Source organism: Mesorhizobium sp. P3_A8 (assembly GCF_056402995.1).
In genome coordinates, this window is the sequence record NZ_JBFUGI010000003.1 from 473,698 (window position 1) to 497,783 (window position 24,086).

At 63.4% G+C, this 24,086-nt stretch carries 20 protein-coding genes; 9 read left to right on the forward strand and 11 right to left on the reverse strand.

What is annotated here, in order from left to right:
- Positions 1-175 precede the first annotated feature (175 nt).
- On the forward strand, positions 176-1,945 hold the full coding sequence (locus AC1DX4_RS10120) for a cation:proton antiporter domain-containing protein (RefSeq protein WP_477220176.1): 1,770 nt from the start codon (positions 176-178) through the stop codon (positions 1,943-1,945).
- Between the two features lie 12 nt (positions 1,946-1,957).
- Here the strand turns inward: AC1DX4_RS10120 and AC1DX4_RS10125 are convergent, their stop codons facing one another.
- Complete coding sequence (locus tag AC1DX4_RS10125) at positions 1,958-2,770, reverse strand: AraC family transcriptional regulator (protein ID WP_477220177.1); 813 nt, start codon at positions 2,768-2,770, stop codon at positions 1,958-1,960.
- Between the two features lie 103 nt (positions 2,771-2,873).
- Between AC1DX4_RS10125 and AC1DX4_RS10130 the strand changes: the two genes are divergently transcribed.
- Together AC1DX4_RS10130 and AC1DX4_RS10135 are read left to right on the forward strand one after the other, a co-directional pair.
- Positions 2,874-3,794, forward strand: coding sequence for a zinc-binding dehydrogenase (locus AC1DX4_RS10130; protein ID WP_477220178.1), 921 nt, complete (start codon positions 2,874-2,876; stop codon positions 3,792-3,794).
- A 108-nt stretch (positions 3,795-3,902) separates the two neighbouring features.
- On the forward strand, positions 3,903-5,087 hold the full coding sequence (locus tag AC1DX4_RS10135; RefSeq protein ID WP_477220179.1) for an MFS transporter: 1,185 nt from the start codon (positions 3,903-3,905) through the stop codon (positions 5,085-5,087).
- 12 nt (positions 5,088-5,099) lie between these two features.
- On the opposite strand, the gene AC1DX4_RS10140 is transcribed toward AC1DX4_RS10135, so the two are convergent.
- The 9 genes from AC1DX4_RS10140 to AC1DX4_RS10180 form a co-directional block, all read right to left on the reverse strand.
- Positions 5,100-5,852, reverse strand: coding sequence for an SDR family NAD(P)-dependent oxidoreductase (locus tag AC1DX4_RS10140; RefSeq protein WP_027031095.1), 753 nt, complete (start codon positions 5,850-5,852; stop codon positions 5,100-5,102).
- Between the two features lie 504 nt (positions 5,853-6,356).
- Positions 6,357-8,642, reverse strand: a complete 2,286-nt coding sequence (locus AC1DX4_RS10145; RefSeq protein ID WP_477220180.1) for a transglycosylase domain-containing protein — start codon at positions 8,640-8,642, stop codon at positions 6,357-6,359.
- Positions 8,643-8,828: 186 nt separating this feature from the next.
- Positions 8,829-9,170 carry a YncE family protein gene (locus tag AC1DX4_RS10150; protein ID WP_477220181.1) on the reverse strand — a complete coding sequence of 114 codons (342 nt, stop codon included), beginning with the start codon at positions 9,168-9,170 and terminating at the stop codon, positions 8,829-8,831.
- Positions 9,148-9,864, reverse strand: coding sequence for a hypothetical protein (locus AC1DX4_RS10155; protein WP_477220182.1), 717 nt, complete (start codon positions 9,862-9,864; stop codon positions 9,148-9,150). The genes AC1DX4_RS10150 and AC1DX4_RS10155 overlap by 23 nt, the downstream gene beginning before the upstream one ends.
- A gap of 156 nt (positions 9,865-10,020) precedes the next feature.
- Positions 10,021-10,167: a hypothetical protein gene (locus tag AC1DX4_RS10160; RefSeq protein WP_477220183.1), complete on the reverse strand. Its 147-nt coding sequence runs from the start codon at positions 10,165-10,167 to the stop codon at positions 10,021-10,023.
- Between the two features lie 25 nt (positions 10,168-10,192).
- Positions 10,193-10,447, reverse strand: a complete 255-nt coding sequence (locus AC1DX4_RS10165; RefSeq protein ID WP_027031098.1) for a GlsB/YeaQ/YmgE family stress response membrane protein — start codon at positions 10,445-10,447, stop codon at positions 10,193-10,195.
- Between the two features lie 170 nt (positions 10,448-10,617).
- Entirely contained in the window at positions 10,618-10,818 is a 201-nt protein-coding gene (locus AC1DX4_RS10170; RefSeq protein WP_477220184.1) for a hypothetical protein, read from the reverse strand.
- Positions 10,819-10,914: 96 nt separating this feature from the next.
- Entirely contained in the window at positions 10,915-11,535 is a 621-nt protein-coding gene (locus AC1DX4_RS10175; protein ID WP_477220185.1) for a ribonuclease D, read from the reverse strand.
- A gap of 78 nt (positions 11,536-11,613) precedes the next feature.
- On the reverse strand, positions 11,614-12,999 hold the full coding sequence (locus AC1DX4_RS10180) for a M20/M25/M40 family metallo-hydrolase (protein ID WP_477220186.1): 1,386 nt from the start codon (positions 12,997-12,999) through the stop codon (positions 11,614-11,616).
- A gap of 421 nt (positions 13,000-13,420) precedes the next feature.
- Here AC1DX4_RS10180 and polA point away from each other — a divergent pair, with 421 nt between their 5' ends.
- Positions 13,421-16,366 carry a DNA polymerase I gene (polA, locus tag AC1DX4_RS10185; protein WP_477220187.1) on the forward strand — a complete coding sequence of 982 codons (2,946 nt, stop codon included), beginning with the start codon at positions 13,421-13,423 and terminating at the stop codon, positions 16,364-16,366.
- Between the two features lies 1 nt (position 16,367).
- Entirely contained in the window at positions 16,368-16,997 is a 630-nt protein-coding gene (locus AC1DX4_RS10190; RefSeq protein WP_477220188.1) for a LysE family translocator, read from the forward strand.
- Here the strand turns inward: AC1DX4_RS10190 and AC1DX4_RS10195 are convergent.
- Complete coding sequence (locus AC1DX4_RS10195) at positions 16,994-17,398, reverse strand: Fur family transcriptional regulator (protein WP_095199553.1); 405 nt, start codon at positions 17,396-17,398, stop codon at positions 16,994-16,996. The genes AC1DX4_RS10190 and AC1DX4_RS10195 overlap by 4 nt on opposite strands.
- A 230-nt stretch (positions 17,399-17,628) precedes the next feature.
- Between AC1DX4_RS10195 and AC1DX4_RS10200 the strand changes: the two genes are divergently transcribed.
- The 4 genes from AC1DX4_RS10200 (at position 17,629) to AC1DX4_RS10215 (ending at position 24,071) form a co-directional block, all read left to right on the forward strand.
- A complete protein-coding gene (locus tag AC1DX4_RS10200; RefSeq protein WP_477220189.1) occupies positions 17,629-19,830 on the forward strand; it encodes a caspase family protein in 2,202 nt (733 codons plus the stop codon).
- A 154-nt stretch (positions 19,831-19,984) separates the two neighbouring features.
- Complete coding sequence (locus AC1DX4_RS10205; RefSeq protein ID WP_475457266.1) at positions 19,985-20,332, forward strand: hypothetical protein; 348 nt, start codon at positions 19,985-19,987, stop codon at positions 20,330-20,332.
- The gene (locus tag AC1DX4_RS10210) at positions 20,329-21,036 is read left to right on the forward strand and encodes a DUF4760 domain-containing protein (protein ID WP_477220190.1); all 708 of its coding nucleotides are present in this window, start codon (positions 20,329-20,331) and stop codon (positions 21,034-21,036) included. Before AC1DX4_RS10205 ends, AC1DX4_RS10210 begins: the two co-directional genes overlap by 4 nt.
- Positions 21,037-21,092: 56 nt before the next feature.
- Positions 21,093-24,071, forward strand: a complete 2,979-nt coding sequence (locus tag AC1DX4_RS10215) for a caspase family protein (protein WP_477220191.1) — start codon at positions 21,093-21,095, stop codon at positions 24,069-24,071.
- Positions 24,072-24,086 lie beyond the last annotated feature (15 nt).

Below are 24,086 nucleotides of genomic sequence, written 5' to 3' on the forward strand. Positions count from 1 at the left end.
TTCAGCTCAATCGGGAACTCATGCGAGGGCCGGCCGAGCATTTTGTCGCTCCACCGTCGATTTCACACCTCTTGCGGGTTGCATCACTGTCACCCCTTCCACCATATTGCAAACAGGCGGCGGCTCCGGGCGGCGCACATCCGACATCGCTAATTTGAAAGGCGCTCCATAGACAATGCCGCATGACACGCCCCTTATCGCCACCATCGTCGCCGGTCTGGGGCTGGCTTTCGTCTTCGGCGCTCTCGCCAATCGCTTCCGCATTCCGCCGCTGGTCGGCTATCTCGTAGCCGGCGTGCTGGTCGGGCCGAACACGCCCGGTTTCGTCGCCGATGCCGGCCTCGCCAACGAGCTCGCCGAAATCGGCGTCATCCTGCTGATGTTCGGCGTCGGCCTGCATTTCTCGCTGAAGGACCTGCTGTCCGTCCGCGCCATCGCCGTGCCCGGCGCCATCGTCCAGATCGGCTTCGCTACGGCACTCGGCGCTGGGTTGTCCTGGATGCTCGGCTGGTCGATGGGCGCCGGTCTGGTGTTCGGCCTGGCGCTGTCTGTGGCTTCCACCGTGGTGCTGCTGCGCGCACTTCAGGAACGCCGCATGATCGAGACCGAGCGCGGCCGCATCGCCGTCGGCTGGCTGATCGTCGAGGATCTGGCCATGGTGCTGGCGCTGGTGTTGCTGCCGGCGCTTGCCGGCGTGCTGGGTGGCCAGGAACAGGCGGATGTGCATTCGAGCGGCCTGCTGTCGCTGCCGGCCAGTTACGGCATCTGGGGCGTCGTCGGCATCACGCTGGCTAAGGTCGCGGCTTTCGTCGTCGTCATGCTGGTCGTCGGGCGCAGGGTCATTCCCTGGATCCTGCACTATGTCGCCCATACCGGGTCGCGCGAGCTGTTCCGGCTGGCAGTGCTGGCGATTGCGCTCGGCGTCGCTTTCGGCGCGGCAAAACTGTTCGGCGTCTCGCTGGCGCTCGGCGCCTTCTTCGCCGGCATGATCATGAGCGAATCCGAGCTCAGCCATCGCGCGGCGGAAGAATCGCTGCCTTTGCGCGATGCCTTCTCGGTGCTGTTCTTCGTCTCTGTCGGCATGCTGTTCGACCCGTTCAGCCTGTTCAGCAACGGCCTGCCGATCCTGGCGACGCTGGCCATCATCGTCATCGGCAAGTCGCTGGCGGCCTTCGTCATCGTCATCGCCTTCGGCTATCCCCTGGCCACGGCCTTGGTGATCTCCGCAAGCCTTGCCCAGATCGGCGAATTCTCCTTCATCCTGGCCGAGCTCGGCTTCGGGTTGAAACTTCTGCCCGAGCAGGGCCGCGATCTGATTCTCGCTGGCGCCATCCTGTCGATCGTGCTCAACCCGCTGATGTTCCTGGTCATCGACTGGATGAAGCCGTGGCTCGAGTCGCGTGCCGCCCGGACGGCACCGCCGGCGGACGCCAAGCCGGTCGGTCCGGCGACAGAACCGGGCCAGGTCGCCTCGGTTGCCGCAGCCTCCAAAAAGGAAGACGGACCGCCGCCGAAAACGGCACTCACCGGTCATGCCATCCTGATCGGCTACGGCCGTGTCGGCGGCCTGGTCGGCGCGGCGCTGAAGGACGCCGCCATGCCCTTCCTCGTCATCGAGGACGCCGACAAGACGCTGGTCAAGCTGAAGACGGACGGCGTCGAGACCGTCGCCGGCAATGCCGCCAATGCCGAAGTGTTCGCCGCCGCCAATCCCGAAGGCGCCAGCCGGCTGATCCTTGCCATCCCCAACGCCTTCGAGGCCGGCCAGATCGTGCTCAGGGCGCGCGCCGCCAATCCCAACATCAACGTCGTCGCCCGCGCCCATTCCGATGCCGAGGTCGAGCATCTCAAGGGCCTCGGCGCCAACACGGTGATCATGGGCGAGCGCGAGATCGCGCGCGGCATTGTCGAAGAGGTGCTTGGCCACAAGCCGGAGACTGCTTGAGCCGTCCGTAGCCTAGGCTGATCGCACGAACGCGGAACCGCCATTCTGTGCGATGCTGCTGAGATATTGTGCGGGAGGCTTGCCGAGCGCCTTTTTGAACATGGTGATGAAGGCTGTGACGGACTCATAGCCGAGATCGCCCGAAACCCGCTGAACGCTTGCACCCGAAGCCAGCTCCCTGATTGCGACGATCAGGTGCAATTGCTGCCGCCAGCGGCCGAAGCTCAAGCCAGTCTCCTTCACCACGAGACGAGCGAGACTGCTCTCGCTCAGCGCGACGCGATTGGCCCACTCCGCCAGCGTGCTGCGGTCAGCGGGATCGTCCGCCAGCGCTTCGGCGATCCGCCGCAAGCGCGGCTCGGAGGAGATCGGCAGATGCAATTGCTGGACAGGCATATCAGGCAGTTCGGCAAGCAGGACGCTTCCCAGGAAAGCGCACCTCGCATCGTCCGGCGCACAGTCCGACAGTTCGATGATGAGCTCGCGCAGCAGCGGCGAGATCGAAAGCGTGCAGCACCGGTCCGGCAGTTCGGCAGCACCGGGCTCGATGTAGACAAAGAAAATCCGCGCATTGGCCGTCGCGATGTTGCTGTGCTCCATGCGGCTTGGCACCCACACCCCGCAATGCGGTGGCACCATCCACAGGCCACTGGGAACGCGGCAGGTCACGCCGCCGCCGAGCGCGAAGACGAGTTGCCCCTTGCGATGCCAATGGGCTGATACCTCCGCTCTGGTTTCGGGGACGTCGACGCGCACGGAAATCGCCGGCGCGGAAAACTCATCCACATCGAAATTGAGCCAGGGGTAGCGAAGGGGCTGTTTCATGATTGACGACTTTTAGCGATCGATTGCTTTTATATCTAGATTATTCGTCAGCGCAAATCGATAGGCTCGGGTCGTTCTCGCCAAAATTGGCAAAGGTGTACCCATGCTCGCGCTCACCGTCTCTTCCGACAATGCAGCCAGATTGAAACTCGCCGAGGTGGACGAGCCACAACCTTGCGCGAACGAAGCGCTGATCTCGGCCCACGCAACCTCGTTGAACCGTGGCGAACTGCGCCTGCTCACCATACGTCCGAACGGCTGGATACCCGGTCAGGACATCGTTGGGGTCGTCGAACGGGCAGCAGCCGATGGCTCCGGGCCGGCCGTTGGCACCCGGGTCGTGGCCTTGGTCGACGAGGCCGGCTGGGCCGAACGTGTCGCCGTTCCGACCGAGCGTCTCGCCGTCCTGCCGGAGGAAGTCAGTTTCGTCTCCGCCTCCACGCTTCCGGTCGCAGGCACGACGGCGCTGAGGACTTTACGTCATGGCGGTGACCTCACCGGCCAGCATGTGCTGATTACCGGTGCAAGCGGTGCGGTCGGCCGTTTCCAGATCCAGATCGCCCGCGAACAAGGCGCCTCGGTGACTGCCATCGCCGCCGCCCGGCATGCCGACGATCTCCGCGGCCTTGGAGCGGAGCAGGTGGTCGAGGCGATCGAATTGGCCGAGGGACCGTTTTCGCTGATCACCGAGTCGGTCGGCGGCGAAAGCCTCGCACACGCGATCGAACGCGTCGGCCCTGGCGGGACCATCGTCATGTTCGGTTCGAGCAGTGGCGAACTGACGCCGGTTGGCTTCCGCCAATTCGTTCCGGGCCATGAGGGCGCGAGGCTTCAGACGTTCGCCTACTATACGTCCGGTTCAGGCATTGGCGCTGATATCGCCTCGCTGCTCACTCTGGTCGCGGCCGGCCGGCTGGAGACCCGCGTCGCCTTGACCTTGCCGTGGACCGATATCGCCCAGGCCCTCGACGCCCTGCGGCAGCGCAGCTTCAGCGGCAAGGCCGTTCTCACCATAGCCGGATAGGCCGGCCGTTTCGGTCGATGGCCCGCGCCCCGGCACGGACTGGAGATGGCTGTTCCGCAATACGCAAATCAAGGCGCCCAGGCGCCAGCACCAGGTCAGGAGTCTCCAATGACGGTTAGAGAAATTGTCAGAACATCGAGCGGCCAGGGGCTTCTCCTGGTCGGCATCATGCTGATCGCATCGACGCTTCGCGCGCCGATCACCGGCGTGGCGCCGATGCTCGGCATGATCCGGCAAACCAGCGGCATCAGCGCCACTGAGGCGGGAATGCTGACCACCCTTCCCTTGCTGGCGTTCGCGGCGATCTCGCCTTTCGCGGCCGGACTGGCGCGTCGATACGGCATCGAAAGGTCCTTATTCGCAGCACTGCTTGTTGTCGCGACCGGTATTGCCCTGCGCTCGACCGGCCCCCTCTGGGCGCTGTTCGCCGGCACCGGCACAGTTGGGGCAGGGATTGCTGTCGCCAACGTCCTGCTGCCAGGCTTGCTGAAACGCGATTTTCCCAACCGGGTCGCCAGCCTGACCGGCTTCTATGCCATCGTGTCCGGGCTTTCGCAGGCATTGGCATCGACAGTGATGATCCCGCTCGCTCAATTGCCGGGGTCGAACTGGCATCTCTCGCTTGCTTGCACGCTGATCTTTCCAGTCGCGGCCCTGATTGCCTGGGCGCCTCAGCTTCAAATGCCAGCCGCCCCGGAGCGAGCGGCATCCTCCACGCAGGATCGTAGACACCTCTGGCGCTCGGCCCTTGCCTGGCAGGTGACGGGCTTTCTTGGCCTGACCTCGCTGGTCTTCTATGTGATCGTCGGATGGCTGCCCTCGATCCTGGCGGAGGCAGGCTATTCCGCAGCGGCCGCAGGCTCGCTGCACGGGCTGTGTCAACTGGCAATCGCGATCCCCGGTCTGCTGCTCGGCACCGCCGTCAGGCGCATGAAGGACCAGCGCGCCATGGCCATCGGCATGGCACTGACCACCTGCCTCGCGCTGCTCGGCCTGTGGCAGCTTCCGGCCCTTGCAGCACTTTGGATCGCGCTGTTCGGCTTCGGCGCGGGTGCGGCCTTCATGCTTGGCCTCTCCTTCGTCAGCCTCAGGGCCTCAAACAGCCAGGAGGCGGCAGCGCTATCGGGAATGGCGCAATGCCTGGGCTATTCGCTGGCGGCCACTGGCCCGCCGCTGGCCGGTCTTGCCCACGATGCGACCGGGACCTGGAGCCTGGCTCTGGGCGCCTGCGCCATCGCCACCTTGCTGATGGCGGTCCTGGGAAGCCTTGCGGGACGGGCGAGAACGATCTGAGCGCTCCAGTACCTAAACGTGCTGCCCACCGTTGATGTGGATTTCCGAGCCGGTCACATAGGACGCCTGCTGCGAGCACAGGAAGAAGATAATGTCGGCGACCTCGGCCGTTTTGCCGAGCCGCCGCATTGGGATTGTCTCGACGATCTTGTCGGTGCCTGGCGACAGGATCGCGGTGTCGATCTCGCCCGGCGCGATGGCGTTGACGCGGATGCCGTGCGGGCCGAAATCATGCGCCATCTCGCGTGTCAGTGAGCCAAGTGCCGCCTTCGACGTCGCATAGGCGGTGCCGGCGAAAGGATGCACGCGGGTGCCGGCGATCGAGGTGACGTTGACGATCGAGCCCTTGGCCGCTGCTAACTCTTTGAACAACCCCCGCGCGAGCATGATCGGCGCGAAGAAATTGACCTGGAACACGTCGCGCCAGACATGCATCGGCGTGTCGATCGAATCCATGCGGCTGTTGCCGTCCTTGAGCTTGGGCGAGATGCCGGCATTGTTGACCAGCGCATGCAACTGGCCGCCATGCGCTTCCAGCCGATGACGGATTTCCGAGACGGCGATGCCGACATCTTCCTGGTCGGCGAGATCGACCTTGATGTGATCCTCGGGGCCTGCCGGCCACGGGCAATCCTCGGCAAAGGCCTGGCGCGAACAGGTGATGACGCGCCAACCCTCGCGCGAAAAGCGCTTGACCGTGGCGTGGCCAATGCCGCGGCTGGCGCCGGTCAGCACGATGGTTTTTCGGGTGTCGGTCTCGGCCATGGCTTGGTCTCCGGCGCGTGATCTAGCCGAATATGGTTACGATAGCGAGAGTCGTTCGACAGCTCGCATTGATCCTCTTTGCACGACGGGGATCTTCAGTAGCAGGTGGGGCACTCGTAGCGCAGGTTGAGGTTCGAGACGAACATAAGTACCGCCAGAACCCAAAGAACGGCGAGAAATACGATGCGGGACCTCCGGAATATGCGCCCGGATAGCCACGCCAAACCGTACGGGATAAGAAGACAGGCGATGAACGCGCCTAACATCCCGCCTATTCTCTCGGCGAGAAAGTCCGCCGGCTCAGATCTGAGATTAGGTGCCTGACGGAACAGAACGGCGCTTGCTGACATGGCCACCAGAAGCGACCATTGTTCAAAGTCCAGACGGTTGAACCTACGAACGGTTTCCATTGCTCTGTTGTCTGATACCGCTCGATCATTTGACCAATTACGGTCCGATTTTGTCAATGCCGATCAGTCGGGTAGTCGAGAGGCGAATTGCCACTCACCCGCCGCCCAGGATATCCAGGATCGAGGTCCGCTTCTTCTTGAGCGGACCGCCGACACTGCCAGGAGGGACCGGATGCCCGACCGAAGCGGTTGTGCCATTGTCCGCAGGCATGTCAAAGCCATCCGCATCGACGGTCTGGGCGGGACGCGCCGCGCGGGCTGGCGTTGGTGCCTGGGCAACAGGAGCGGCTCGCGGAACCGTCGGCGCCGGTGCCTGCTGGCCAACCGAGGCTGATGGAACCGGCGCCGGCTGGTTGTTGTCGACAGAGGGTATATCGTCGGGCACGATCGTGTCGGCTGGCGTCGATTTCCAGGTACCGGGCAGCGGCCGCACCGGCACACCTTCGTGCGCGGCGACCATGAATTCGTGCCAGGCCTGCGCCGGCAGCGCGCCGCCGGTAACCTTCTTCATCGCCGTGCCGTCATCATTGCCGAACCACACGCCGGTGGTGAGATTGGCGGTGTAGCCGACGAACCATGCATCGCGCGAATTCTGGCTGGTGCCGGTCTTGCCGGCCGAAGGCCAGGCAAAGGCGGCCTTCTTTGCCGAGCCGAACTCGACCGTGCCCATCATCATCGAGTTCATCATGCCGACGATCTCGGGTTTGACCACGCGGGGCGCGTTGCCGCCGCCGCTGTCATAGAGCACCTTGCCCTCGGTGGTGGTAATGCGACGGATAAAATGGATGTCCGGCTTGTAGCCGCCATTGGCGAACGGCACATAGGCCGAGGTCAGCTCAAGCGGCGTGACCTCCGAGGTGCCGAGCGCGATCGAGGTGTTGGCCTGCAGATCGGACTGGATGCCCATGCGGTGCGCTGCCTCGACGACAGCGTTCGGCCCGACCTCCATGGTCAATTGCGCGGCAACCGAGTTCAGCGACTTGGCCAGCGCCGTCGCCAACGTCACCTTGCCAAAGTACTTGCCGCCGTAATTGTCGGGTGTCCAGTTGCCGATCCTGATCGGCGCATCGTTGCGCGTGCTGTCGGGCGTACGGCCGGCTTCGAGTGCCGCCATATAGACGAACGGCTTGAATGCCGAGCCCGGCTGGCGGCGCGCTTCCGAGGCGCGATCGAACTGGCTGGTCGAATAATCATAGCCGCCGACCATGGCACGCACCGCACCGGAATCGTCGATCGACACCAGCGCGCCCTGGGTGACGTTGAGCTTCTTGCCGCTTTCATCGATCAGCCGGCGGATCGATTGTTCGGCAAGCTTCTGCAGGTTCAGGTCGACGGTGGAGTCGATGACGATGTCGCCGCGCACGTCGCCGATCAGGTCGGGCAGTTCTTCCATGATGGTGTCGGCGACATAGTTTTCCGAGCCCGTCCAGTAGGACGGCGAACGCGTTGCCGGCGCGCTGAGCGCGGTTTTCAGCTCCTTGTCGCTGATCTTGCCTTCCTCGCGCATGGCGGCGAGCACAAGCTGAGACCGTTCCTCGGCGGCCTTGGGATCGCGCGCCGGCGACAGCCGCGACGGGGCTTTCAGAAGGCCTGCCAGCAGGGCGGCCTCCGACAAAGTCACGTCTCGCGCGCTCTTGCCGAAATAGCGGCGTGAAGCCGCCTCGACGCCATAGGCGCCCGAGCCGAAATAGACCCGGTTGAGGTACATTTCGAGGATCTGGTCCTTGGTGTGCTTGTGCTCAAGCCACAGCGACAGCAGCACCTCCTGCACCTTACGCTCCAGCGTGCGGTCGGGCGTCAGGAACAGGTTTTTCGCCAATTGCTGCGTCAGCGTCGAGCCGCCTTGCGAGAAGTGTCCGCCGAGCACGTTGGTTACCATGGCGCGCGACAGCCCGATCGGGTCGACACCGAAATGCGAATAGAACCGACGGTCCTCGATGGCGATGACGGCTTCCGGAATATAGGGCGACATTTCGTGCAGGCCGACGGCTTCACCGCCGCTCATGCCCCTGTTGGCGAGAAGCTGGCCATCGGCCGAGACGATCTTGATGTTGGGGGCGCGGTCGGGGATCGACCAGGTCGTGGCCGCCGGCATCTTGGCGCCGTAGTAGATGACGACGCCCGCCACCGCGATGCCGCCCCAGATGGCGAGCACGAAGCACCAGTAGAACAGCCGGCCAAGCACGCCGAACAGGCCGCGCCGGCTTCTGCCACGCCCGCCACGCGACGATTTCGCCTTCGACGATTTGCGTTTGGCGGAGGCTTTGCGGTTGCTCGGCACGACGCGATCCTCCTCGCTCACCGAAAGACCCGGTTGGGATCGCGCCTGCGGCGGTCCCTCGAAACTCGGTTCAATGCGGTTGTCCCTGCGGTTCGCCATGCGCTGTGCTTGATATCCCCGGTGCCTATGGCGCTCCGGTTGAAGAGTAGATGCGGCGATTTAAGGGCGGGTTAAAGCAGGGTTTATGCACCCTTTTGAAATTCCTTACGATTTTCTAAATTCGTTACCGCGCATTGCCGCTGTGTGCTGGTCGGGCGGGTTAAGCAAAGCGACGCCTGCTCCCCGCTAACCGATCATCGATGCGAGGGAGAAAAAGGCCAGCGTCTGCTCTTCGCAGGTCACGGCGACGACGCTGTTCGACCGGTCGATATCGAGGCCTTTCGGGCCACCCTCCTCGGGGCTGGCCCTGCCGCGCTGAAAAGTTTCCTCGTCGAGCACGGCGACCGAACGCGCCGGCGCGCGATGCCCGTTCCAGTCACCGTCGCCGGCATAGACATGCACCATCCGGCTGCCGGCGTCGGCAACGAGGATGCGCCGATCGTCGTTGGTAAAGCGCACACCGTGCGGATAGCCGGCGTGCTGCAGAACACCCGCGGGTTCGGTGTCAGGCCCAAGCGCCGCGGACATGCGGTAAAGTTTGACGTCCTGGGTGCCGTGGCTGCTGACCGCGATCCAGCGACCCGTCATGGCTGAGCGCAATGCCGTCCGGTATATCGAGCCCACGCTCGAGCAGCCGCTGGTTGCTCGTCATGCGATAGCCGAGCCACCGGTTGACCACGTGCCTTGTGACCAGATGCGTGTAGTTGCTGCAGACCAGCAGGCTGATGCGGCCCCGCGACTCCAGCCTGACGGCAATCGAACCCGGCGAATTCAGTTTGCAAGGCCGCCTGCCCTTTATCAGGCGAATGGCTGATATCGCGCGACTCTGGCCGGCCGGTTCTTCGCGCGGCATGCTGAAGATCGCAACCAGCCCGTCGCGGTTGCCGATCGCCAGGGTGCGGTCATCGATGAAATCCAGGCCATGGATTTCGCCCATATCGTCCGATGTCAGCTCCATGAAATCGCGGATCGTGACATCGGGACCATCAGGCCCGGCCCCGATGTCGATGCGCAGGACCAGCAAGCGCTTGCGCGCATAGCCGGCGATTACCAGCAATCGGTTGTCCGGTGAAAAGCGCAAATCCTCGGTGCGTCCAATCGCCGAAAGCGCTGCCCGCACCGCCGCGCTAGCCTTGAAGCTGATCGCGGGGATCATTGGCGACCCACCTAGGGAATCAAACGACGGAAGGGATCGAGAAGTATCCAACTGCTCCCGGCCCATTGAAGACTGTTTGCCCAGCTTTGATGTTGCCGACTGAGCCTGATCGCGGGCTCTCAGGTTCCAAAGGCTGGAGGCCCACCGCCTCGCCAAGCAGCGCGCTGGCCAAGGCATTGTTCACGCCTCTTGACATGCAGCCAGCCCCAATCGACGGCAGGCTCAGTTCTGCTGGATCGAAATGCCCTTGTCGTCGATCTTGAGCTCGACGCCTTTCGGCTTGGTCTGCTCTTGGTAGACATAAATGCCGAGCGCGATGACCACGACGACGAGTGCGCCAATGAGGAGATAGAGTGTGTTCTGCTTCATGGCGCGCTCTTTCTGATGTCGAGCCTCACGCTCGTTTCAAGACTTTGACCAGTACCAAGAGGATGATGGCGCCGATCGTGGCGTTGATGATGGCAGCGAGAATGCCGCCGCCGATGGCGAAGCCGAGCCTTGGAAAAAGCCAGCCGGCGATGAAGGCACCGATAATGCCGACGATGATGTTGCCGATCAGGCCGAAACCGAAGCCGGAAACGATGAGACCGGCAAGCCAGCCGGCGATGGCACCGATGATGATGAAGACGAGCAGGCTTTCGACGCCCATGGCGATTTTCCTCCGAGCAATAGGGCGAGTACGGAGCGGAAGGCTCCGAATCGGCCCCGATATCAACGGCTTCAGGCTATGCGAAAGCAGCCTTGCTCGCCAGCGGCGCGCTCACTAGATCAATTCCAGGAAAAGTGTGAAGCGGTTTTCCGTCCGGGATTGCGTCAAAACTAATCGTCATCGTCGCTCGCGGCTGGCCGCCAACTGGTCGGCTCGACTTTTTTCTGGGTGTTGCTGTCGGTATAGACCCACCACCCGCCGTCGCGATGTTGCGCGATGGATTCGTTGACGACGCCGTCGCTGTCCTTCCACATGACAGAGACCTTGGAGCCGTCGGTCGGCGCTGTCGATATCGGCTTTCGATCGGCCATCTTATCCCCCATTGAGCCGTTGAAACTGCGCCGACAAAACGCGGCGGCTGGCATCTTGGTTCCAGTGGGCCACCGGCCAGGATCGCTCTCAGGCCATCAGCTGTGCGCAAAAATATCCTCTTCGTCCCAGCCCATCAGGTCAAGCTTGGCCCGCGTCGGCAGGAAGCGGAAGCAGGCGTCGGCTTCCTTGGTGCGGCCATCGCGTGCCAGCCGCCCGGCCAGCACATCGCGCAACCGGTGCAGATAGAGCACATCGGAGGCGGCATATTCGAGCTGCTCCGGCGACAGCGTCTCGGCCGCCCAGTCCGACGATTGCTGCGCCTTGGACAGGCCGACGCCAAGAAGCTCGAAGCAGATGTCCTTCAGTCCGTGCCGGTCGGTATAGGTCCGCGTGAGCCGCGAGGCGATCTTGGTGCAGAACACCGGTTCGGGCATCACCCCGAAGGCGTTGTAAAGCACGGCCAGGTCAAACCGACCGAAATGGAAGAGCTTCGTCACGTTGCGGTTTTTCAGCAGGCTGACAAGGTTCGGCGCCTTCTTCTGGCCAGGTGCGATCTGGATGACATCGGCGCTGCCGTCGCCAGGCGAAATCTGCACCACGCACAACCGGTCGCGATGCGGGTTCAGCCCCAGCGTCTCGGTATCGATGGCCACTGCCTCGACATTGTAATGCGTGAGGTCGGGCAGATCATGCTTGTGGAAACGGATATCGGCCATTGTCTTCTCCGGTCGCGGCGTCCACCGTCCTCGCCGCGATCCGGTGAAAAATCAACAAGAAAACTTGCTTTCCGCCGCTCAGCGCGTCAGTGCATCCAGAATACGCGCCCAGGAGCGCTGGCCCTTGTGGAAGGATGAGAGCTCGTATTTCTCGTTGGGCGAGTGGATGCGGTCGTCGTCGAGGCCGAAGCCGACCAGCAGCGATTCCATGCCGAGATAGGTCTGGAAGTCGCCGACCACGGGGATCGAGCCGCCGCTGCCGGTCGTCACCGCCGGTTTCGGCCATTCGTCGGACAGCGCGATCTTGGCCTTGGCCAGGAACGGCGAGTCGTAGGAAAGCTGGATTGCCGGCGAACCGCCATGCGGATGGAATTCGACCGAGCAGTCGGCCGGGATGCGCTCCTCGACGAATTTCTGGAATGCGTCACGGATCTTGGCGGGATCCTGCTTGTGCACGAGACGGAACGAGATTTTCGCCGAGGCTTCCGCCGCGATCACCGTCTTGAACCCCTTGCCGGTATAGCCGCCGATGATGCCGTTGAACTCGGCGGTCGGCCGCGCCCAGGTCAGTTCCAGCACCGAGCGGCCCTTTTCCCCGGACGGGATCGACAGGCCGACAGGCCCAAGGAAGGTCTCGGCCGTTTCGCCCAGCGTCTCCCAGGATTTCAGCACCTGCGTCGGCGTTTCCTCGACGCCGTCATAGAAGCCGGGGATTGTGATGTGGCCATCCTTGTCGTGGATGTCGGCCAGGACCTTGGCCAGGATGCGGATCGGGTTGGCGGCTGCCCCGCCATAGAGACCCGAATGCAGGTCGCGGTCGGCGGCCTTGACTGTGATCTCCTCGCCGACCAGCCCGCGCAGCCCGACGCAGATCGAGGGCGTGTCGCGGTCCCACATGCCGGTATCGCAGACCAGCGCGAAGTCGGCCTTGAGTTCGTCGGCATTGGCCTCGAGGAACGGTTTCAGCGACGGCGAGCCGGACTCCTCCTCGCCCTCGAACAGGATGGTGACGCGGCATGGCAGATTGCCATGCACCTGTTTCCAGGCGCGGCAAGCCTCGACAAAGGTCATCAGCTGACCCTTGTCGTCGGCCGAGCCGCGCCCTGATATCACCTTGTGGTCGAGTCCGACCTCCTTCACCGCAGGCGCGAACGGGTCGTTTTCCCACAGTTCGATCGGGTCGACCGGCTGCACATCATAGTGGCCATAGAACAGCACATGCGGCGCGCCGGCCGGCCCGTCATGATGCGCAACCACCATCGGGTGGCCTGGCGTGTCGCGCACGCTGGCATCGAAGCCGATCAGCTTGAGCTCCGCCACCAGCCATTCCGCCGCCTTGCGGCAGTCGGCGGCATAGGCCGGGTCGGTGGAGATCGACTTGATCCTGAGCAGGCCGAACAGGCGCTCGAGGCTCTGGTCGAGATTTTTGTCGAGACGGTCGAGAACGGGGGAAACTGCGGACATTTGGCAAGCCTTTCGATTCAGTGCCGGAACCGTAAAGGCAGAGCGGCGAAACGAAAAGCCCGGGACCATTGGACCACGGCACGAGCCGGCTGCCGCAAGGCAAAAAAAGACCGCCGTGGTGGAGGGGGAACCACGGCGGTCCTGTACTCGAAACGATGCGGCAGCCCGGAGAGGGGGGATAGGCTGCCGCAGTTGTCCGGGATAGGCGGGGGACGGGCCTTGCTCCGGACTCGGCGAAAACTGCCGATGACGTGTATTTGGGTCCGTGAACGTGGCGATTCAAGGGCGTCAACGTTACACTTTTGTAACGTGCTCGTGAGCAGACCCGTATAACCTCGATCTGTCAGGGTGTTGCCGGAACCGATGCCTGACGGTGTCTTTGGCATGGACCAAGCCATCGCGCCGCGCTATCCCTGCCGGCATGAAAAAAGGCGATCATCTCTTCCTTATCGACGGCTCCGGCTACATCTTCCGGGCTTATCACGCACTGCCGCCGCTGACGCGCAAATCCGACGGCCTGCCGGTCGGCGCCGTTTCCGGTTTCTGCAACATGCTGTGGAAGCTGATGCAGGATGCCCGCAACACCGATGTAGGCATTGTGCCGACGCATTTCGCGGTCATCTTCGACTATTCCTCGAAAACCTTCCGCAACGACCTCTACCCCGAATACAAGGCCAACCGTTCGGCGCCGCCCGAGGATTTGATCCCGCAATTCGGCCTGATCCGCCAGGCAACCAAGGCGTTCAACCTGCCTTGCATCGAGATCGAAGGTTATGAAGCCGACGACCTCATCGCCACTTATGCCAGGCTGGCCCGCGAAGCCGGCGGCGACACCACCATCATCTCCTCCGACAAGGATTTGATGCAGCTGGTCGGCGATACGGTCGGCATGTACGACCCGATGAAGGACCGCCAGATTGGCATCCCCGAAGTCATCGAGAAATGGGGCGTGCCGCCCGAAAAGATGGTCGACCTGCAGGCATTGACCGGCGATTCGGTCGACAACGTGCCCGGCGTGCCCGGCATCGGGCCGAAGACGGCGGCGCAGCTGCTGGAGCAGTTCGGCGACCTCGACGGGCTGCTGGCCCGCGCCGGTGAGATCAAGCAGGACAAAAGACGCGAATCGATCATCGCCAACACCGACAAGGCGCTGATCTCGCGCCAATTGGTGACGCTGAAGAACGACGTGCCGGTGACCGACGGACTGGACGATTTCGTCCTGCATGCGCCGGACGGGCCGAAGCTGATCGGCTTCCTGAAAACCATGGAATTCACCTCGCTGACCCGCCGCGTGGCGGAGGCGACCAGCACCGAGGCCGGCGACGTCCAGGCGGTCGCCGTCACCGTCGAACGCGCCGACAATGCGCATGGCCCCGATGTCGGCGCTGGAGCGTCGGCCCGGAGCGGTGCCGAGCCGAGCGAGGCCAACGGAGCGGCGACGACGGACACCGCGAAGCAGGGCGACACCCCTTCCCTGCTCTCAGCCTTGCGGCTGGAGCGCGCGGCAACCGGCAAGATCGACACCTCAGCCTACCAATGCATTCGCGATATCGCGACGCTAAAGGCCTGGGTCGCCGAGGCGCGAGAGGCTGGTGTCACCGCCTTCGACGTCAGGGCGACGTCGGGCGATCCGATGCAGGCCGAACTGATCGGCTTGGCGATAGCCACGGCGCCCGGCCGCGCCGGCTACATTCCCTTCGCCCACAAGAGCGGCAATGGTGACCTGCTCGGCGGCGGCACGCTCGAAAACCAGATTCCGCTTCGCGAGGCGCTGGCGGTGCTGAAACCGATGCTTGAGGACAAATCGGTCCTCAAGATCGCGCAAAACCTGAAATACGATCTCGTCATCATGAGCCGCTATGGCGTCGATGTCGCGCCCTTCGACGACACCATGCTGATCTCCTATGTGCTCGATGCCGGCACCCCGCATGGTCACGGCATGGACGCGCTGGCCGACAAATGGCTTGGCCACACCCCGCTCGTGCTCAAGGATCTGACCGGCTCCGGCAAGAGCGCCGTCGGTTTCGATCAGGTCGACATCGACAGGGCGACGGCTCATGCCGCCGAAGACGCCGATGTGACGATGCGTCTTTGGCAGGTGCTGAAACCCCGGCTTGCCGCCAAAGGCCTGGTCTCGGTCTATGAGCGGCTGGAGCGGCCGCTGGTGCCGGTGCTGGCGCGCATGGAGCAGCGCGGCATCTCCGTCGACCGGCAGATCCTGTCCAGGCTGTCGGGCGAACTGGCGCAAGGGGCTGCCCGGCTCGAAGAGGAAATCTACCAGCTCATCGGCGAGCGCATCAACATCGGCTCGCCCAAGCAGCTTGGCGATATATTGTTCGGCCGCATGGGCCTGCCCGGTGGCTCCAAGACCAAGACCGGGCAGTGGTCGACTTCGGCCCAGCTGCTGGAAGACCTTGCCGCCGAAGGCCATGAACTGCCGCGCAAGATCGTCGACTGGCGCCAGCTGACCAAGCTGAAGTCGACCTATACCGATGCGCTGCCCGGCTTCATCCATCCGGACACCAGGCGCGTCCACACCTCCTACGCGCTGGCCGCGACGACGACGGGCCGGCTGTCATCCTCCGATCCGAACCTGCAGAACATTCCGGTGCGCACCGCCGAAGGCCGGAAGATCAGGACCGCCTTCATCGCCGACAAGGGCAACCGGTTGGTTTCGGCCGACTACAGCCAGATCGAACTGCGCGTGCTTGCCCATGTCGCCGAAATCCCGCAATTGCGGCAGGCTTTCGCCGACGGCGCCGACATCCATGCCATCACCGCGTCGGAGATGTTCAACGTGCCCGTCGAAGGCATGCCTTCGGAGATCCGCCGCCGCGCCAAGGCGATCAATTTCGGCATCATCTACGGCATCTCCGCCTTCGGCCTCGCCAACCAGCTGTCCATCCCGCGCGAGGAGGCGAGCAACTACATCAAGAAATATTTCGAACGTTTCCCCGGCATCCGCGACTATATCGAGGAGACCAAGGCCTACGCCCGCGAGCACGGCTTCGTCGAAACCATCTTCGGCCGCCGCATCCACTATCCCGACATCCGCTCGTCCAACCCGTCGTTGCGCGCGTTCAACGAGCGGGCCTCGATCAACGCCCGCCTGCAAGGCACCGCCGCCGACATCATCCGCCGCGCCATGGTGCGCATGGAGGAGGCGCTGGACAAGGCGAAGCTCTCCGCCCGCATGCTCTTGCAGGTGCATGACGAACTGATCTTCGAAACGGTCGAGGCCGAAGTCGAAGCGACGATCCCCATCGTGCGCCATGTCATGGAAAACGCGGCGATGCCGGCGGTATCGATGTCGGTGCCACTGCATGTCGACGCCCGCGCGGCGAACAACTGGGACGAGGCACATTGAGGTGAGCGAAGTGCTGCCGTTTTCAACGGCCACATTCCTCTCTTTCGCACTGGCGTCGCTCCTGATTGAACTGACGCCGGGCCCGAACATGACCTATCTGGCACTGGTTTCTGCAAGCCACGGGCGCGGCGCTGGCTTTGCCACCGTGGCGGGTATCGCCGCGGGCCTCGCGGTCATTGGCGGCATCGCCGCTCTGGGCGTCGCCGAACTCATCCAAGCGTCATCCCTGCTCTACCAGGGTCTCCGTTGGGCAGGCATAATGTTCCTGTTGTATCTCGCCTGGGAGGGCTGGAGCGCTGGAACCGATGTGGTTTCGAACAATGGCAATCGGGGCGGGACGTACTTCCTGCGCGGATTTGTCACCAATATCCTCAACCCGAAGGCGGCGATCTTCTATGTCGCCGTGCTGCCGACCTTCGTCGAGACCGGACGACCGATACTTGCCCAGGCTGTATTGCTTACCGTGACCTATGTGGCTGTCGCGACAGCCATCCATGCAACGATCGTGGTCTTGGCGGGCTCCCTGCAGCCATTTCTCGACGATCCACGGATGGAACGGATCAGCAGACGGATTCTCTCCGCGCTGCTGGCGCTCGTTGCGCTCTGGTTCGCGTGGTCGACTGCGCGTTAGGCCGCTTCAGCCCGGCACTTCGCACACACACCCCGAAACTCGATCACTGCCTTCTTGGCAGCAAAGCCGGTCGAACTCACCCACTCGTTCAGCCGGTGGTCGACGTCGTGATCCGACATCTCGGTCACTTGCCCGCACGTGTCGCAGATGGCGAAAGCGGTCATCGAATGGCTGTGGTCGTGCGGTTCGGCGCAGGCGACGAAGGAGTTGATGCTTTCCAGCCGGTGCACGAAGCCGGATTTCACCAGCGTGTCGAGCGCGCGGTAGACTTGCAGCGGCGCGCGAAAACCGCGTTCGCGCAACTGGTCAAGCAAGGTGTAGGCGCTGAGCGGCCCGCTGGCGGCTTCGAGCTTCTCGAGCACGCACACCTGGTTTTTCGTCAGCACATCCCTTGCCGCCATGGTCTCGTTCCAACTTGTCCTGCGCCATCCCCAGGCTGTTTGCCCGTGCAAACGGCCTGATCCCATTCAGATAGCGACGAACCGCCGTCTTTGCTACTGTTCTGTTGTTGTCCTGGGTCAATCGATCACGCACAGGCATATTTGATGGCGGAGCGATATTCAAAATACTGACAAAATCCTCGACGAGGATAGTTTCGCTTGGGAAATTCGATCGGGCTTGGGGAAGCAATATGATCAAATTGACACGCCGGACGCTGCTTGTCGGCACGTCGGCGCTGATGGCGGCCGGTGCGGTATCGTTCCGGGCACGGGCGGCATCGCGCACCTACCATGCGCTGCTGGTCGCCTGCACTGAATATCCTGCCTTGCCACAGAGGAATTGGCTGATCGGGCCGAAGAACGATGCCGGCCTGGTGCACGAGTATCTGCTGAAGAATGTGCCCGACCCGGTGCGGTTCGCGCCCGAAAACGTCACGCTGCTCGCTAAGGATGTGCCGGGCGCCAAGGGTTTGCCAACCCATGCGGCGATCAAGACGGCACTCGCCGATCTCGCGGCCAAGGTTCAGCGTGACGATTTCGTCTACCTGCATCTGTCCGGCCACGGCGCCCAGCAGCCGGAGAGGGTCAAGGGTGACGAGACCGACGGGCTCGACGAGATCTTCCTGCCTGTCGACATCGAAAAATGGATCAACCGCGATGCCGGTGTACCGAACGCGCTGGTCGACAATGAAATCGGCGATGCGCTCGACGCCATCCGCAACAAAGGCGCCTTCGTCTGGGCTGTCTTCGACTGCTGCCATTCCGGCACCGCGACACGCGCCGTCGAAGTCGACGACGAGCTGGAACGCAAGGTTGAATTCGCCGACCTGGTCGGCGGCGACGAGGCGGCAAGAGCGGCGGCCATCAAGACCTATGAGGACACCGTCGCGGGCGCCTCGCGCGGCCTCGACGAGAATGGCGCGCGCAAGCCCGCCTTCAACCTGACGCCGACCGGCGGCGAGCCGATCACCAAGGGCAAGCTGGTCGCATTCTATGCCGCGCAGACTGTGGAGACGACGCCGGAAATGCCGTTGCCCAAGGGCACGACGGATGCGCCGCGCTTCGGCCTGTTCACCTTCACCATTCTGTCGAAGCTCGCTGAAAACCCTGACGTTACCTATCGCCAGCTCGGCCAGGCCGTGCTGCAGCAATATTCGGCCGACAGCCGCACCCGGCCGACGCCGCTGTTCGAGGGCGAACTCGACGCGCGCGTCTTCGGCACCGACAAGACCGACGCCGTCATGCAGTGGCCCATCGTCGTCAAGGACGGTGAGGCGACGATCGGCGCCGGCCTGCTCCATCGCCTGACGCCGGGCAGCAAGCTCGCCATCCTGCCGTCGGCGCTGTCGTCGCTGTCCGACGCGGTCGGCTATCTCGAGGTGGAGTCGGCAAAGAACCTGGAGAGCCACGTTAAGCCGGTCGAGTTCGAGAAGAAACCGGCACTCAAGCTCACCGAAATTCCCGCCAACGCCTATGCGCGGGTGGCGGAGATTGCCGTCGACTACAAACTCACTGTCGCACGGCCGGCAGCAACCAAGGGACTGGAGAAGGAAGCGGCTCTGGTCAATTCGGTTCTCGACGAACTGGCCGCGGCCAAGGAGACCGGCTTCAACATCGAGCTGGTCGACCCCGGCAAGAGCGCCGAGCTGCGCTTCGCGGTGATGCGCGAAAAAGCCATTGAAGGCGCAGGCAAGGATGCGTCCGACAAGCCGGCGCTGTGGTTCCTGCCGGCATCGGGCGACGTGACCTTGAAGGATGGCAGCAAGCCGCCGCTGATCATCATCCATTCCGATGATCGCCAGAAGCTGGTCGACGCCACGACCAGGAATTTGCGCACCATCTTCCGTGCCACCGGGCTGTCGCGGCTGGCGGCCGCCTCCGACTACAAGCCCGAGGATGTCGACGTCCAGTTCCAGGTCAAGCGCCGCGACAAGGACGGCCTTGAACCGTTGCAGGCGTCCGCGGTGCCGCGCGTCTCGCCGGGCGACGAGGTGCATGTGCTGGCCAAGAACAGCTCGGACCAGCTGGTCGACATCAACGTGCTCTATGTCGGCAGCGACTATTCGATCACCCACATCGTTGCCGAGCGCCTCGCCCCGCAGGCGACGCTCGAGGAAGGGCTGCTCGCCTTCACCGACACCAGCTTCGGCATGGAGCGGATGATCGCGGTGCTGACCGAGGCACCGCCGGAGAGCGAGAAGGAAGATTTGAGCTTCCTGGCGCAGGACGGCGTCGCCTCGATGACGCGTGGCCTCGGCCCCGCCAGCTTCTCCGACATGCTTGCCGATATCGGCGCGGCGCCGCCGACCCGCTCGGTGATGCGGCTTGCCGACAAGAGCGGCCCGAAGGGCGCGGTGATGATCTTCCCGATGGAGACGGTGCCACGCGCCTGAGCTCCGGCGCCAGGGCGGCACGGCGCTGTTGCGCCGGCTCTTGCACGATTGGCGTGATATGAGAACATTCCGGCCGAAGCCATGGTGCATGATGGCCGGACAAAAGCAGATAGGATCGATTGTGAAGAACTCTGTGTTTTCCTGGCGTGGAGCGATGGCCGGCTTGGCCGGCAGCCTGATGCTGATCGCCAACGCTTCGGCAGAGGACGCTTGCGGCCTGTGCGTCAAGCAGATCGTCACCAACTCGGAATTGGCGACGTGTTTTCTTGACCAGTACGACCAGATCGCCAAAAGCAACGGCAACGCTGTCGTGGTCGACCTCTCAAGCTGTGCCTCGCGCGGCATCGTCGAGGCATTGCCGTCGCCGACAAAGGCGCCTGCGGAACCGGACGTGCAGTTTATGGTTTCGCGCCCGCAACTGCAGTGCCTGAAGAAGCAGCTGGAGGCGCCGGGCGTCGTGCTTGATCCCTCCGCCACCATCGAACTGGACAACTGCAAATGAAGAAGCCGGGGGGCACGACAAAGCAGGCACCGATGGCCACGCCCGCCAGGGCACCGGCGGCAAAGCAGACGCTGCCGGAAACCACGGAAGGATTCCCTTGGGCAAGCAGCCATGAGATCAAGAAGGAGAGCAATCCCTTCACCGACCGTGACTGGCGCATGCTCGTCTATGCCTGGTCGGGCATGCTGGTGCGTTTCGCCATCATCTTCACCCTGGCGTTCTCGGTCTACCAGTTCCTCGCCAACCAGGAACAGAAGCGCGTCGAGCAGACCATGTCACTGGTCGAGCTCTGGGAGACCAAGGACTACCAGCAGGCGCAGCGGGCGCTGAAAGATCGGCTCGCGGCCCTCAATGCCAAATACGACAATCTGCTCAGCGCCAATCCTTCGCCGACCGAGGAGCAGGTTTTCCGCCAGCGCATCGGCATAGAGGCAATGACCGCCGCTGGCGGCGACATGCCGCTCGCCGATTTCAACGAGAATTTCGACCGCATCGTCTATTTCCTCAACCGCCTGGCCTTCTGCGTCGACGGCGACCTGTGTTCGCGCAAGGTGACCGACGCCTATTTCCGCGACTATGCCGTCTCGTTCTGGAGTTATTTTGCCGGCTATGTCGACAAGCAGCGCAAGGCCGGTTCGCCGACTTTTGCCACAGCGATTGAAGCCTATGTGCGCAACGGGCAACCGGCGGCTGAAGCCAAATAGCGATGGGAAAGGCCGGGATCCGCGTTCGCCTCATGCGCGCCTGCCGCTGGCTGACCATGGCTGCAGCTTTGGTCACGGCCTCGGTTGCCCGCGCCGAGGACGCCCCGGATTTCCATCTCGATCTCGACACCGCAGGCCATACCGCCCGGATTGCCGACCTCGCCTTCACACCCGATGGCGAGGATATCGTCTCGGCATCCGACGACAAGACCATCCGCATCTGGGACTGGCAGAGCGGCGTGACGCTGCGCACCATACGCGGCTATCTCGGCAATGGCAGCGACGGCAAGGTCTTCACGGTCGCCGTCTCGCCGGATGGCAAGACGATCGCCGCCGGCGGCTATTTCGGCGCCAGCCTCGGCGACAAGCCGCCCTATGGCGACATCAGGCTGTTCGATTTCGCCAGCGGCAAGATCAAGGCCGTGCTCAAGGCCGCCGACTACGCGACCTATGATCTCGCCTTTTCTCCCGATGGCAAGACGATCGCCGCAGGCGGTGCCGACGGCGTCGTCTATCTCTGGAAACAGGACGACAAGGCCACGTCAGGCTGGACGCTGGACAAGAAGCTCGACGCCGATTCCTGGCACATCGACAAACTGGCCTTCGCCTCTGCCGGAGCCCGGCTGGTAGCAACAACAACCGACAATGGCATCCGGCTCTGGGATGTCGCCAAGGGCGAGGAGATCGCCTTGCCGGCAGACGCCGAGCCCTTGCGGGACATCAGCGTCATGGCGTTGGCCATCTCGCAGGACGGCAGCCTGTTTGCCACCGGCAGCAAGGACGGACAGGTCCAGCTCTGGCGCGCGGCCGACGGCACGCTGTTGCGCGCCATGCCGAGGCAGGATTTCCTCATCGGCTCGCTGACCTTCGCCAAGGGATCGCGGCTGATCGCTTCCTGCGGCTATCGCTGCGCCGACAAGCATCGCTCCATCGTCTGGAACACCGACAGCGGTGAGAAGCTGCTCGACTATGCCGGCCATGACGGCACGGTCTATGCCAGCGCCGCCAATGCCGACGGCTCGCTGGTGGCGACCGCCGGCGGCACGCGCAACGCCATCCAGGTCTGGGACCCGGCGACAGGGGAACGCAAGGCCTTGCTGCAGGGGGTGGGGGAGCCAGTGACTGCCATCGGCATCGACGCGGCGAACGGCATCATCGCCTGGAGCAATGCCAACCCTTGTCCCGAGCGCGTGGCTTGCCCGGAACAGATGGGTGCGCTGGACAAGAGGCTGGATCTGCCCACCACCGAGCGGTTCTTCGAGGATCCGCAGCCGTTGACGGAGCCGGGCTCATTTGCCCGCGCCGCGCTGAGCGACGGTGAGTGGTCGCTGCACGCCACTGAAGGCGGCAAGGACGCGCTGGAAAACGCGGTGCTGGAGATCGCCAATGGCGGCAAGGTGGTGCGATCGATCGAGAACGATGCCACCAACGGCTTTGTCCATTCGGCCTTCACGCTGATCGACAACGGGCTTGGCCTGATCACCGGCGGCAATGATGGCACGTTGCTGGAATACAAGGCCGCGACCGCCAGGGTTTCCGGCGAATTCACCGGCCATACCGGCGAAATCAACGCCATGGTCGCCTCGGAGAAGGCCGGCCTGCTGGTCACCGGCAGTGCCGACCAGACGGTGAGGCTATGGAACCTGAAGACGCACGAGCTGATCGTGTCGATGTTCTTTGCCGGCTCGCAATGGATCGCCTGGATGCCGCAGGGCTACTATTATTCCTCCGACGAGGGCGACAAGCTGATCGGCTGGCAGGTCAACCAGGGCCGCGACCATGAAGGCCGCTTCATCCGCGCCGGGCAGTTGAAGAAATACCTCTGGAGTCCAGAAATGGTGCGCAGGGCGATCATCCTGCGCAGCGCGAAACAGGCGGTCAAGGAGATGCGGCCGGGCGTCGACGACGAGTTGCAGAAACTGTTGCAGCGCAAGCCGCCGGAATTCGGCATCCGCCTTGCCGACGACCAGAGCAAGGTCCGAGATGGTTATGTCGCCGTCGAGATCACAGGCGCCAAGGAAGCCGGCACCGATGTCGCCGGCTTCTCGATCCTGTCGAACAGCCGCAATGTCGGCGATATTGCCACGCGCTCCGTGGACGGCAACAAGACAACTGTCGAAGTACCGGTCGAGAATGGCGAAAACACCATCCGCATCACCGGCACCAATGAATATGGCTATCTGACGGAGCGCAGCGTGACGGCGCTGGCGAGGAAGGTCGAGAAGGCCGAGGCCAAGGGCAAGCTCTATGTCGCGGTCATCGGCGTCGACAAATATCCGTTCCTGACCGACGCCTGTTCAGGTCATGCCTGCGATTTGCGCTACCCTGTCGATGACGCCACCGAATTCCTCAAAGTGGTTGCACAGAAATCGGCGCCTTTGTTCTCGTCGATGGAGACGCTGGTTCTGGTCAACCGCGAAGCGCTCGACGAGAGCCCCGACAAAGCGCAGCAGACCTACACGGTCGCCAGCGCCGACAACATCATGGAGCCGGACTCGCACACGATCGACGACCAACTCGCCGATTTCCTCGACAAACCCGGCGAGCACGACACCACCATCATCTTCGTCGCCGGTCACGGCATCAACATCGACGAAGACTACTATTTCATCCCGACCGATGGCCGCAAACAGGATGCCGACCGCTGGAAGCGTTCGTCGCTTGTCGACTGGGGTGATATCCAGAAATCGGTCGAGCGGGCCAAGGGCATGCGCTTCATGCTGCTCGACACCTGCCATGCCGCCAACGCCTTCAACCCGCGCCTGGAAAAGGACGCGCAGGACGCGCGCATCGTCGTGTTCTCCGCCACCGCTGCCAACAACACCGCCGCCGAACTGCCGGAACTTGGCCACGGCGTCTTCACCTATTCGATCCTCGAAGGCCTGCGCGGCAAGGCAAGAACCTCGGATGGCGGCGTCACGCTGTTCGGGCTTGCCGATTTCATTTCGCGTGAAGTGGTGCGGCTGACATCGTCGAAGCAGAAACCGTTCTATTATGTCGGCGGCGTGGAGAACATCGTGTTGGCCGAGCCGTGAGGGGGCGAGGTCGGC